The organism is Allocatenococcus thiocycli (assembly GCF_921292965.1).
Lineage (GTDB): Bacteria > Pseudomonadota > Gammaproteobacteria > Enterobacterales > Vibrionaceae > Vibrio > Vibrio natriegens.
In genome coordinates, this window is the sequence record NZ_CAKLCK010000041.1 from 1 (window position 1) to 12,176 (window position 12,176).

At 37.2% G+C, this 12,176-nt stretch carries 11 protein-coding genes and 1 pseudogene; 10 read left to right on the top strand and 2 right to left on the bottom strand.

The genetic code is table 11. From position 1 onward, the window contains the following. Positions 1–141 precede the first annotated feature (141 nt). The 10 genes and pseudogenes from L9Q40_RS16350 to L9Q40_RS16395 all read left to right on the top strand — a co-directional run bounded on the left by L9Q40_RS16350 (position 142) and on the right by L9Q40_RS16395 (position 9,612). Entirely contained in the window at positions 142–1,209 is a 1,068-nt protein-coding gene (locus L9Q40_RS16350; RefSeq protein ID WP_498793957.1) for a glycosyltransferase family 9 protein, read from the top strand. Next, positions 1,206–1,865, top strand: a pseudogene (locus L9Q40_RS16355) (glycosyltransferase family protein); the annotation flags it as partial. The gene L9Q40_RS16350 and the pseudogene L9Q40_RS16355, both read left to right, overlap by 4 nt. Before the next feature lie 540 nt (positions 1,866–2,405). Further along, positions 2,406–3,335 carry a polysaccharide pyruvyl transferase family protein gene (locus L9Q40_RS16360; protein WP_498793958.1) on the top strand — a complete coding sequence of 310 codons (930 nt, stop codon included), beginning with the start codon at positions 2,406–2,408 and terminating at the stop codon, positions 3,333–3,335. Then, entirely contained in the window at positions 3,335–4,570 is a 1,236-nt protein-coding gene (locus L9Q40_RS16365; protein WP_498793959.1) for a lipopolysaccharide biosynthesis protein, read from the top strand. The genes L9Q40_RS16360 and L9Q40_RS16365 overlap by 1 nt, the downstream gene beginning before the upstream one ends. Before the next feature lie 40 nt (positions 4,571–4,610). Continuing rightward, a complete protein-coding gene (locus L9Q40_RS16370) occupies positions 4,611–5,129 on the top strand; it encodes an acyltransferase (RefSeq protein WP_498793960.1) in 519 nt (172 codons plus the stop codon). Then, positions 5,104–6,063, top strand: coding sequence for a glycosyltransferase family 2 protein (locus L9Q40_RS16375; protein WP_498793961.1), 960 nt, complete (start codon positions 5,104–5,106; stop codon positions 6,061–6,063). The genes L9Q40_RS16370 and L9Q40_RS16375 overlap by 26 nt, the downstream gene beginning before the upstream one ends. Before the next feature lie 2 nt (positions 6,064–6,065). Continuing rightward, a complete protein-coding gene (locus tag L9Q40_RS16380; protein ID WP_498793962.1) occupies positions 6,066–7,235 on the top strand; it encodes a hypothetical protein in 1,170 nt (389 codons plus the stop codon). A gap of 20 nt (positions 7,236–7,255) precedes the next feature. After that, positions 7,256–8,353, top strand: coding sequence for a glycosyltransferase family 4 protein (locus L9Q40_RS16385; protein ID WP_498793964.1), 1,098 nt, complete (start codon positions 7,256–7,258; stop codon positions 8,351–8,353). Continuing rightward, a complete protein-coding gene (locus tag L9Q40_RS16390) occupies positions 8,350–8,661 on the top strand; it encodes a hypothetical protein (RefSeq protein WP_498793965.1) in 312 nt (103 codons plus the stop codon). Before L9Q40_RS16385 ends, L9Q40_RS16390 begins: the two co-directional genes overlap by 4 nt. A gap of 30 nt (positions 8,662–8,691) precedes the next feature. Next, positions 8,692–9,612: an IS5-like element ISVa2 family transposase gene (locus L9Q40_RS16395; RefSeq protein ID WP_010446562.1), complete on the top strand. Its 921-nt coding sequence runs from the start codon at positions 8,692–8,694 to the stop codon at positions 9,610–9,612. Between the two features lie 39 nt (positions 9,613–9,651). On the opposite strand, the gene wecC is transcribed toward L9Q40_RS16395, so the two are convergent. Together wecC and wecB are read right to left on the bottom strand one after the other, a co-directional pair. Continuing rightward, the gene (gene wecC, locus L9Q40_RS16400) at positions 9,652–10,869 is read right to left on the bottom strand and encodes a UDP-N-acetyl-D-mannosamine dehydrogenase (protein WP_498793966.1); all 1,218 of its coding nucleotides are present in this window, start codon (positions 10,867–10,869) and stop codon (positions 9,652–9,654) included. A gap of 14 nt (positions 10,870–10,883) precedes the next feature. After that, complete coding sequence (wecB, locus tag L9Q40_RS16405) at positions 10,884–12,008, bottom strand: non-hydrolyzing UDP-N-acetylglucosamine 2-epimerase (protein ID WP_498793967.1); 1,125 nt, start codon at positions 12,006–12,008, stop codon at positions 10,884–10,886. Between the last annotated feature and the right edge of the window lie 168 nt (positions 12,009–12,176).

Here is a 12,176-nt window from a genome sequence, read left to right on the forward strand (position 1 = left end):
TGGACCACTAAAAATTAAAATTGTTGCATAGTCGATCATGGCTCCTATCTCGCCAAATCACGCAACTCAGGGTTATTTGGGTATACATTCTGTAGATGCAACTGCATAATTCATAGATAAATAACAAACCTCTTCATAGTCATGAGCCCTTTTAATAAACCACCACAGAAAATCTGTATCCTTAGACTCTCTGCGATTGGTGACGTTTGCAACACCATCGCAGTTGTGCAAGCTATACAAAAGCACTGGCCAACTACGGAGATCACCTGGATCACCGGAAAACTGGAGGCTGAGTTACTTGAATCAATTCCAAATATCAACGTAGTGGTGTTTAACAAAAAGAATGGCTTTTCCGAATATCTAAGGGTTTGGAAGCTACTTAAAGGCACACGCTTTGATGCTTTGTTGCACATGCAGTATGCCATCAGAGCCAGCCTACTGACGATGGGGATCAAAGCCAAATACAAGCTTGGGTTTGATGCCAAGAGGAGTCAAGACGGTCAACGCTTGTTCACTAACGTCAAGGTCCCCTCTCCTGAGTCCAATCATGTTTTAGATGGCTTACGCCAGTTTGCGATTGAGCTTGGTGTGCCTGAATTCACCCCATCATGGTCGCTGGAATATAATGATGACGCACGAAGCTGGGCGACTAAACACCTTTCCAACGACAAAACAAACGTAGTGATTGTTCCTGGTGCGAGTAAGGCCTACAAGAATTGGACGGCTGCGGGGTATGCAGACGTGATTCATCATGCCATGGCGAACAATCTGAATGTCATTCTTGCCGGAAGTCCTGCGCAAGTTGAAAAAGACCTTGGTCGTGATATTGAACAAGCACTTGATACGCCTGTCACCAACCTTATTGGCCAAAGCTCACTGCTTCAAATGCTGGCATTGCTCGATAAAGCCGATGTTGTGATAGCGCCAGACACCGGACCAACACATATGGCCAATGCCATGAGCACTCCTGTTATTGGGCTCTATGCACATCATAATCCAGAACGTACCGGGCCTTATAACTATCGCTCGTTGGTCGTTTCAGCGTACAACGACGCGCTGTGGGCGGAGACTCAAAAACTGCCTTCTCAGGTCGACTGGCGTACCAGAGTGCAAGACGAAAAAGCGATGGAAAGAATTACCAGTGAGTCCGTCATTGCCATGCTGGATAACGTTCTAAATAACCTTCAATGCGAGCAAGTCAAAGCATGAATATCTGCCACGTGAATTTAGCGTCAGGGTACCACGGTGGTGAAAACCAGACGCTTCAGCTTATCAAACAGCAAGTTAAGTTAGGCTATGACCTCACTGTTGTCGCCAATCCTAAAAGCCCTTTCGCTGATGCCGTCCGTCAACTGGACGTAAAGCTGGTGCTCGCGACGCACTTTACTAAAGCTCATGCAAAGTCGATAACTCAACATTGTGCATTGGTCCATGTACATGAAGGCAGAGCCATTTACTGGGCTTTGATTCAGCACATGCTGTATGGCACATCATATATTGTCACTCGCCGTATCGACAACGCTTTAAAAAAGAAATGGTTAGCGAACCTGGCCTATTCTAAAGCAGAAGCAGTGGTCGGCTTAAGTACCGAGATTGTTCAGCGTGTTAATGATGCCTATCCCGCTTTACAGACACACAAAATCCCGAGCTCTCCTGTCCAATATCCGATTGACGAGAAAACCGTTCAATCAATTAAACAAAGATTTCCGGGCAAGTTTTTGGTCATTCAGGCCGCGAATATGCTTAAACATAAAGGGTTTGATATCACCATTTCTGCGGCAAAAAAACTCGAAGAATCCAGCCTGCCCATACAGTTCTGTTTACTCGGTGATGGCCCAGAGCGACCTGCTCTTGAGCAACAAGCTACATAATCAATTCAAGAAAATAAAGTTGAATGATGCATTTGTTATTGATACTAAGGGCATTTGGTAACTAATTTATAAAAGTGTTAATTATAATGGTTAGTGATTGTATTTATCAATTTTAGTTCCGAAATGAACTGATTTTACAATAAATAATATATTGATTATGGGACGGTTTTTATAAAGCTTTTATTTATTGCCTTCTTTAAAGTATAATAAAAAAGTGGGCTGTTACAGGTTTATATATTAATCGAAGTATCAGTTAATATGAATGACAATTGTAAAAACATTGTCCTTAGGAAAGTTCACGTACTTGTCAATATTTAAAGGGTTTGTGGCATACCAATTGCTCATTTTTGGATTCCCACTGGTTTGTGTTATCTCACTCTCGCCATTTAGCCAATTTATAGATTATTTACATTTAATTACTCGCTTGTTTCTTTTAAGCGATAAAATAGTAAAATGATTGAAACGCTACTAATGATTAATTTAAATATAAAATTATGTGTTTGTTATTAAAATAAACTTGGAATTCTTGAATTTATGAAACACCAAATCGTTATGGACGAATTGAAAGAAAAGTTGGACGATATTTTAAACCTACTGGAAAATAAAGATAAAGTCGTTTTTGTTGATTATCCAATATATTTAAATATAGGTGATCTAATCATCTGGCAAGGAACAGAAGATTTTTTTGAGAAAAATAATATTAATATAGTTGCTAGATACTCAGACTTGAATTTCGATATCAATGTAATAAATGAATACTTTTCAGACTGTGTCATAATCTGCCAAGGTGGTGGTAACTTTGGTGATACCTACCGAACACACCAACACGTGCGAGATGAATTAGTTAAGAAGTTTGAAGGAAAGGTAATCGTTCTACCTCAATCTGTTGATTTTAAATCTCAAGACAATAGTTCAAAAACCATTGAGCTTTACCAAAGTAAGAAAAACTTGTTTTTGTGTGGAAGAGATGAGTACAGTTATAATTATTTTTCAAAAATAAATCGTAACACACTCTTATTACCTGATATGGCTCACTATTCTTGGGAAAGTCATATTTCTTATAAAAAAGGAAATGACGAACTGTTTTTTATAAGAAGAGACTATGAGGCATCCGAAACAAACTTTCGATATATGACAGATAGAGCTGTTGATTGGATGAACTATTATAGTTATTTTGACAGATTTATGTTGAAGTTATGCAGGACAGTCGCACCCTACTGTAAATCACCTCTGAGAGCAAAAATTCTTTCAAAAGTTTGGAAGAAATACAGTGATTTCAAATTATGGAAAACAAAAAAATTCTTTCTTAATTATAAAAATGTAATAACATCGAGATTACATGGACATATTTATTCCTGCTTACTTTCAATACCAAATAAAACTATTGATAACAGCTATAAAAAGAACTCTAGATACTATAAACAATGGACATCTAGATCAGACATTACGGATTTTGAATCTTGATGAATTCAATAATCAAAATAATGCGTATTGCCAGTTTTAGGGTTTTTGCAGCAGCAGTAGGGTTTATTTTTAATATTGTTTTAAACCGGAAGTTGGGTATAAATGATGCTGGTTTATACTATGCTTACGTTGCGGTAGTAGAATTTGGTGTTGTTATATTTTCTTTAGGGTTAGTCAATATTATTTTGAAAAACTCATCCAGAGCGTCGGGTGAAAAACAGTCAGAAAAGATCGGCTTTTTGTTGTCAAGTTTAGCTATTATATTGATTGTTTATTTGGTTTTTTTACTTTCTGAATTAGTAACAGGTCAGGTCGTCTTAAGTCTGGCAAATGAAAATCTAATTACTTACAAAAATTATCTATATATTTCAATAATTTGTTTAATATTTTCTAGACTAATCGGAGTCTATCTTCAGGGTAGAAACCGTGTGAATATATTCATATTTATAAGTAGTGTATCTGTACCACTAATATTAATCATCAGTTTCTTGGTTTTTAACATTAGAGAAGTTTCTGAAGCTATAAAGTTCTATTGTATTTCTGTTATCGGAACGTTAATCATTGCTGGTTATTTTTGCTTATCGAGTAACATAAAAAACATCAAGTTGTCGTACAAAAGGGAAGATTATAATGGCCTTAGCGCCTTTTGGATAACAAGTATAATGACTGCGATAACTACGTCAGGTCTTGTTATTATAATGTCGAAATACTTAGAAAACTCTGATATTGCAATTCTCTCTGTTTCTAACAAAGTGGTGTTTTTACTTTCGTTTATTTTATCTACCATCAGTATAGTTTATGCCCCTAAAATAGGATTATTGAAATCAAAAAATGATATGCCTGGAGTTTTTAAACTTTATATAGATTCTACAAAAATAATTTTGTATATTTCTATACCAGTAGTCATATTGTGTACCTATTTTAGTACAAACATTTTAAATTTTTTTGGTGAAGATTATAGCGAAGGTAAGTTACCATTTCTGATCGTACTCTATGGTCAGTTTATAAATATATCGGTTGGTATTGTATGGACTGTTTTAAATCTAACTGGATATGAAAGAGTTGTAAAAAATGCAGTACTTTTTTTCTCAATTTTATCTCTTTGTGCCTTACCATATTTGAGTGCTCATTATGGAGTAGTTGGTGCGGCAAGTGTTATCTTTATATTTACGGCTGGAACAAATATATATTTATTTATTTATACAGTCCGAATATATTTTAAGACTATAAGGTAGGGATTTGAATTTGAAGTACTTTAATACACTAAGATGGTACGTGAAAACCTCCTATAAATACTTTGGTTTGTGTATAGGAAATAAAATCCCTAGATTTGGCGCTTTTAATAGATTTAGGTGTGTTTTTTATAGAACTGCCGGGATAAGTATTGGTCGGAATAGTATAATAACAGGTCCAATAGAGATAAGACCCGACGCAACTGAAATGGTCGAGATAGGCAACGATACTTATTTAAACTTCAATACAAGGTTTGGAGTTTTTGATAGTCGTGTGATTATCGGTTCAAAGGTGTTGGTTGGCCCAAATGTTTCTTTTGAAACTGCGTCGCATAGTCTTTCAATAACGCGAGAGTTGTTTACGAAGCCAATTATTATTAAAGATAACGTATGGATTGGTGCAGGTTCAATAATAATTCAAGGTGTTACGATTGCAGAAGGCTCTGTTATAGGAGCAGGTTCAATTGTGACTAACGATACTGAGCCTTTTTCTGTATATGCCGGAGTGCCTGCAAAGAAGATAAAGGACATTCAAAATGATCAATACCATAGAGATAAATGATATGCCTAAGTTAGGAATTTCGATTGTTGTTCTGAGTTATAATAGAGATGACATCATAATAAGTAACCTTGAAAATTTGGATTTGATAGCCTCAAAAAATCCGGAGATAAACATCGAAATTTTAGTCGTAGATAATAACTCGACTGATTCTACAAGAGTAAAATTAGATGAGGAAAGGTGGCAGTCGAACGTTAGATTAATTTACAATGATTCTAACTATGGCGTCGCTAAAGGCCGTAATATAGGAATCCTAGAATCTCAGAACGATTGGGTCTTGATCCTTGATGATGATTCTATACTGAGCAAAGATGCGTTCGCTAGATTAATTGAGTTTTTAAATCAAATAGATAATAAATCGATTGGATTAATTGGTTTGAACGTTATTGATATGAACAGTAAGTTATCAGTTAGTGATAGTATTCTGGACCACAAGAAGCTTTCAAACTTCCATGGTGCCGGCCATTTAATAAATAAAGAACTTGTGAAAAGTATTGGTTTATTAGACGAAAAATGCACTTTCGGTGGTGAAGAGTTAGACTACTCTATTCGTTGTCGTAAAGCCGGATTTAAATTAATTTTCGCTAAAGATGTTGAAGTAAATCACTATTGTAAAGTGAGAAATGATACTGATGGGCTGGAGCGAAGATATCGATGGCTATTCAATTATACTAGGGTTATATTCAAGCACCTTCCTTTTCAATATGCAGTTATTTATTCTTTTAGATATCTAATTGGTTATTTATATTCATGCATTAAGGTTTTTGGTTTTTTTACGTCATCCATATTGTTTAAAAGTTATATTATTGGTTCTTATAAAGGAAGAAGCGTTTACAAGAAAACCAAAAATACGGAACTTGATTTTTACTTTGATGAGAATAATAGGCCAGAATATGGAAATGTCTCGCTATTAAAGAAAATTAAAAATAGAAACTGACAATGAATGTTTTATTAGCCTTTACGCTTTCTCTAGGACCATTTTATTGGTTTTTCGGTATTGGTCCTAGTGCATTTATGCTTATTAAACTGGTTCTTTTATTTTGTCTCATCTTTGTCAGTGTTACTAAACTGAATGTGAGGATTAGTAAAGAAGTTTTAATTATTTGCTTACTACTTACTTCTCTAAAACTTATTTCAAGTTATGATCACGTTTTAGAATTATCAACATTAATTAAGCTCATATATCCACAAGTTTATATTTTTTTCATTTCCGTGGTTTTTTGTCATGCAATAGAAAATGAAAAATTTAACATTAATAAAATATTTATTTACATGAATGTCATTATATTTATTTCATGTTTGATTATTGTCATTAGTAACATCATTGGCATGACAATTATTTCTCCGTATGGCATTGGAACTATAGAGTTTTCAGGTTTTGGTTCTCTTAGAACTGGTTGGTCCGGCGGTTTAGCCATGTTTGTAGTCGCTAATTTATATTATTTAACACTTTGCAAGCACAATAAGACTATTTTTATAGGTGTTATTTTAAGTATAGTTGTGACTATTTATACCCAATATTTGAGTGGCGGCCGTGGTGGATTGCTTGCATCAATGCTGGCAATTTCAATATTTGTATTATTCAATTTTAAAAATAACCCTATTTTTTATTCTTCTTTTATTTTTTGTGGTGTTTTTTCTATATCTAATATTGTTTTAGTTAACGGTGTTGATGAACTTATAAGAGTAAATCATGATTCTGGAGATATATCTGCCGGAAGAATTCATCAATATATTGTTTCTATGTCTCTATTAGCTGAAAATTATTTATTGCCTATGGGTTATCATGGTTTTATTCCTCGATTTATTTCTTTGGGTATGGAACCGATAGAAATACATAATGTTTGGATTGGATTTGCAGTTCAATATAGCTTCATGTTCGTGATGATTTTTGTGTACTTTTTAGGTAGTCGAATTTTTCTCTCTGAAGTTAACTTTGTCGGTAAGTTAATGATTCTGTGTGGTTTGATTCCTACATTATTCGAACCCTCAGCTATTTTGGTTAATATTTCAAATTATATAGTGTGGTGGTTTGTATTTTTTACATTGAACTATGCTATTAGTGACAGTAGTTCTAATAATGTTATTTTTAAAAGGGCGCCCTTATGAAATTATGTATATGGATGAACATGCCTTCTCATCATCAAAGCGCTTTATTCAGAGAAATTCATAATACAGATGGTATCGACTTGCGTGTCTGTTATTACAATTCTATTACAGAGAAGAGAATAAAATTAGGTTGGGATAAAAATACAAATCTAGAATGGGAATATGATATTTTTGAATTAAATTCGATTGATTCATTGATAGTAGATTGGAAAGAACGAATACATGTAGTACCTGGTTTATCTTCTGATTTTACCAAGAACCTTGTTAACAAACTTTGTTCAAATAACGTGAAATGGATACATTGGAGTGAAAAGTCTGGGGTTAACTTTTCACGTATACTTGGATTCAACCCCATTTTAACAAAAATACTCAAGCCGCTATTCTTCTTCTATAAGGGTTATTATTCTTATGGGCAATCGATAAATCGTAATGCAATAGGTGCTTTTGCTATTGGAAATTCAGCTAAAAAAGATTTCTATCGTTGGGGAGTAAGACCCACTAAGATTAGAGTGGTCCCTTACGCACTAGATCCTTTATCTCATAATGCGCCACCTGATTTTTTATCAAAGAAAGAATTTATTGAGTTTTTGTATGTTGGGAGTTTGGAGAAGAGAAAAGGTATATCATTACTTCTAAGAGCATTTTCTCAACTTGAACATAGAGAATCTAAAATAAAACTTAGACTCGTTGGTAAGGACTACTCAAGCGGAAGGTATAAAGATTTAGCGAAGAAACTTGGTGTGTTAGAGCAAGTAGATTTCGATGGTGTTATTCAATCCAAGTTTATCAACCAAGTAATTAGTAACTCTGATGTGTTCATATTACCGACACTGTTCGACGGTTGGGGAGCTGTTTTAAATGAGGCAACTTCTTTAGGAAAGCCTATTATATCAACTAGAGAAGCAGGAGCTAGCGAGCACTTAGTAGAAAGCGGTGTTAATGGGTATATAATCGACTCTGGAAGTGTTGAACAACTTCGTATTGCAATGCAGTCTTATATCGATAATCCCAATTTGATTGATGAGCATGGAAAGTATTCATTAAAAATTTATAAAAATATAGCCCCATCGAACGTTGCAAGTTTGTTTATAAAGTCTGTTCGAGAATTAATAATATGATAGTTTTAATCAATCTTTCAAATCTTTCTGTTGGAGGTGGCGTTCAGGTAGGGATTTCTTTTATCCAAGAAATTAGCAAGTTATCTGAAGGTGATCAATATCATGTTGTAGTAAATGATAAAGTTAGAAGTTTGATAGGAAATAGCATTATTTCTAACGAAATTCATTTTCATAGTGTAAAAAATAGCCCAGCACAATTAAATACAAGAAGAATCATTGTAAATCAACTTCGTAAGATAGAAAGGGAGGTGTGTCCAGAGGCTTTGTTGCGTAATTCGATGGAACTAAATCAAGAAACTACGATCTGAGCGGCTACGCCCATCAATCGTCGTAGCCTCATGCCTAAACCTCGTTACAAAACAACTAACTGGAAGCAGTACAATAAATCCTTAATCAACCGTGGTTCTCTGACCTTTTGGATTGATGAGGAAGCGATAGCTGAGTGGAAGCAAAACAAACAAGGCAAGCGTGGTAGACCTCGCCGATTCAGCGACTTAGCCATTACTACCGCACTGATGGTGAAACGCGTTTTCTCTATGCCCTTGAGAGCGCTGCAAGGTTTTCTAGACTCCGTATTTAAGCTGGCTAACATCCCGCTTGTTTGCCCGCACTACACCTGTATAAGCCGCCGAGCTAAGGAAGTTGAAGTTTCATTTAAAACCAAAACCAGAGGAGCAATACAACATCTGGCCATTGATGCCACTGGCCTCAAGGTTTATGGCGAAGGTGAATGGAAGGTCAAGAAGCATGGAACTGATGGGAAGCGAAGAGTCTGGCGTAAGCTGCATATCGCGGTAGATACAAGCACCCACGAAATAGTCGCAGCAGAGCTGAGCTTATCTAACGTCACTGATGCCGAAGTGCTCCCCAACTTACTCAAGCAAACACGTCGTAAAATCATTGAGATATCAGGCGATGGCGCTTATGACACAAGGAATTGCCATGATGCCATACGGATCAAGCGAGCTGTTCCGCTCATCCCGCCAAGAGAAGGAGCAGCCTTCTGGGAACAAGGGCATCCTCGTAACTTAGCGGTAGGTTGCCAGAAGCTCTACGGCTCCAACAAGAAGTGGAAAAAGCGGTATGGCTATCATAAGCGCTCTCTGTCAGAGACCGCAATGTACCGAGTAAAACAGTTGCTAGGTGGGAAATTAAGTCTAAGAAATTACAACGCTCAGGTTGGCGAGACTTACGCCATGATCAAAGCACTGAACAAACTTACAGGGCTTGGTATGCCTGAAACTCAGTATATTGTATAAAAGTCGCTCAACTTTAGGAGGTTTGGTTTCTCGTCTGAATTACGCAACAAAGCCTTGATTATGATCCACCAACATCACATGGATATCAGTCTTACTCAGTGATTCATCAAGAGTTACTAAACGTATATTTTCTTCGTTCAAAGATTTGATATTTGGTTCAACAGCCAGAACTTCAGATGAGTGCTGAATTGCAATTGTTCTCGCGATTGATAGTGCAGGGCTTTCACGTAAATCGTCGATATCCGGCTTAAATGCTAATCCATAACAAGTGATGGTTACATCTTTCGCAGTTTTACTTGGATTAGCTTGCAAGAAATCAGCAATCGCAATTTTAACTTTTTCGATAACCCACTCTGGCTTGTAGTCATTTACTTTACGTGCAGTGTGAATAATTTTCGCTTGCTTTGGTGTCTTCGATACAATGAACCATGGGTCAACAGCTATACAGTGACCACCTACACCTGGACCTGGTTGTAAAATATTCACGCGGGGATGGCGGTTAGCCAAGGCGATTAATTCCCACACATCAATATCTAATTCATCACAGATAATAGAAAGCTCGTTAGCAAAAGCGATTTGAACATCACGAGAGCTGTTTTCAGTTAATTTCGCCATTTCCGCAGTTCTTGCGTTAGTAATCACGCACTCCCCCATGACGAAAGTTTTGTACAACTCAACAGAACGCTCTGAACAACGCTTTGTCATACCGCCAATGACACGGTCATTTTGAACTAACTCGGTAACGACTTTACCTGGTAACACTCGCTCTGGGCAGTGAGCAACGTTAATATCGGCTATTTCTCCCACTTGTTGTGGAAATGATAAGTCATCACGGTATTCAGCTAACCATTCTGACAATTGCTCAGTTGCCCCGACTGGTGAGGTTGACTCTAGAATAACTAAGTCGCCTTTTTTTAACACGGGTGCAATGGCTTTAGCCGCGCTGTGGATATAGCTTAAATCCGGCTCAGGAATATCACCTTCGTTACATGGTTTAAACGGTGTAGGTACAGCAATTAAAAAAGCATCTGCAGACTTCGGGGCAGTAGTCGCTTCAAGATAACCCTGTTGCACAGCCGCGCTAACTAACATGTCTAAATCAGGCTCAACAATATGTATTTCGCCTTTATTAATGGTATCCACCGCATGCTGATTTACATCAACCCCTATCACTTTTTTCTTACGGGAAGCAAACATGGCCGCAGTTGGCAAACCAATATAACCAAGACCAACAACTGAAATCGTTTCAAATGACATAATTTTTCCTAAACTTAGTTTACTAATTCGTTTAAAATTCTTTCACAGGCTTTGCCATCACCGTAGGGGTTGTGCGCAAAACTCATCTCTTTGTATGCTTCTTTGTCATTTAATAGTGAATCGAGACTGGACGTGATTTTTTGTACGCTAGTACCAACTAATTTCACTGTACCTGCGGCAACAGCTTCAGGACGTTCTGTTGTATCACGCATAACGAGTACTGGTTTACCAAGAGATGGCGCTTCTTCTTGGATACCACCAGAGTCCGTTAGGATGATATGGGAACGACTCATTAAGTAGATAAATGGAAGGTATTGTTGCGGTTCAATTAACAACACATTTTCAACATCTCCTAAAATTCGGTGAACTGGTTCGCGAACATTAGGGTTCAAGTGCATTGGATAAAGAATTTGTACATTTGGGTGTTGTTTCGCCGTTTGAGCTAATGCCTCGCAAATACGCTCAAAGCCACCACCAAAGCTCTCTCTGCGATGCCCTGTTACCAAGATTAGTTTCTTGCTTTCATCCAAGAATGGAAATTGCGCCGCTAATGTCGCATTCAAATCTTGATTAGTGTCGATCTTATCTTTCACCATTAGCAGAGCATCAATAACCGTATTACCCGTAACAAAAATGTCTTCTGGCGTGAAGTTTTCGCGCAGAAGGTTTTCTTTGGAAGTTTCAGTTGGGGCGAAATGATAGTTGGTGAGTACACCTGTCAGACGACGATTTGCTTCTTCCGGCCATGGCGAGTATATGTTACCCGTGCGAAGGCCTGCTTCCACGTGACCAACTTCAATTTGTTCGTAATATGCGGCTAAGCTAGCAGCAAAAGTCGTCGCCGTATCTCCATGAACCAAAACGACATCTGGCTGAAATTCTTGAAGGACAGGCTTTAGCTCTTGTACTATTCGAGCTGTCACATCATTGAGCGTTTGACCCGCTTTCATCAAATTCAGATCGTAGTCCGGCGTGATCTCGAATAGCTCGAGTACCTGGTCTAGCATTTCTCTGTGCTGAGCAGTTACGCAGCATTTTGCTTCAAAGCGATCATCTGCTGCTAATGCGTGAACAAGAGGGGCCATTTTTATAGCTTCTGGGCGAGTGCCAAAAACCGTAAGGATTTTCTTTTTAGTCATTCATATTTTCCTAGACAACCTAAATCCCCTGGACGTAAGGGGCATATAATGGTTTATATTTACCAACACAAGACCAGACTGAAAACGTACTGGCGTTATCAAACCCAACGTTTGCAGCCAGCGTTTTCTTATTGATTTTTTTGTCTGTGTTTATTGCCGCATGCCCAT

What these genes read in the sequence shown, in the direction of transcription:
- L9Q40_RS16375 (WP_498793961.1), top strand. Translation starts at nt 5,104, where the DNA reads ATGATCAATACCATAGAGATAAATGATATGCCTAAGTTAGGAATTTCG.
- L9Q40_RS16365 (WP_498793959.1), top strand. Translation starts at nt 3,335, where the DNA reads ATGAATTCAATAATCAAAATAATGCGTATTGCCAGTTTTAGGGTTTTT.
- L9Q40_RS16380 (WP_498793962.1), top strand. Translation starts at nt 6,066, where the DNA reads ATGAATGTTTTATTAGCCTTTACGCTTTCTCTAGGACCATTTTATTGG.
- wecC (WP_498793966.1), bottom strand. Translation starts at nt 10,869, where the DNA reads ATGTCATTTGAAACGATTTCAGTTGTTGGTCTTGGTTATATTGGTTTG.
- L9Q40_RS16390 (WP_498793965.1), top strand. Translation starts at nt 8,350, where the DNA reads ATGATAGTTTTAATCAATCTTTCAAATCTTTCTGTTGGAGGTGGCGTT.
- L9Q40_RS16350 (WP_498793957.1), top strand. Translation starts at nt 142, where the DNA reads ATGAGCCCTTTTAATAAACCACCACAGAAAATCTGTATCCTTAGACTC.
- L9Q40_RS16395 (WP_010446562.1), top strand. Translation starts at nt 8,692, where the DNA reads ATGCCTAAACCTCGTTACAAAACAACTAACTGGAAGCAGTACAATAAA.
- L9Q40_RS16360 (WP_498793958.1), top strand. Translation starts at nt 2,406, where the DNA reads ATGAAACACCAAATCGTTATGGACGAATTGAAAGAAAAGTTGGACGAT.
- L9Q40_RS16385 (WP_498793964.1), top strand. Translation starts at nt 7,256, where the DNA reads ATGCCTTCTCATCATCAAAGCGCTTTATTCAGAGAAATTCATAATACA.
- wecB (WP_498793967.1), bottom strand. Translation starts at nt 12,008, where the DNA reads ATGACTAAAAAGAAAATCCTTACGGTTTTTGGCACTCGCCCAGAAGCT.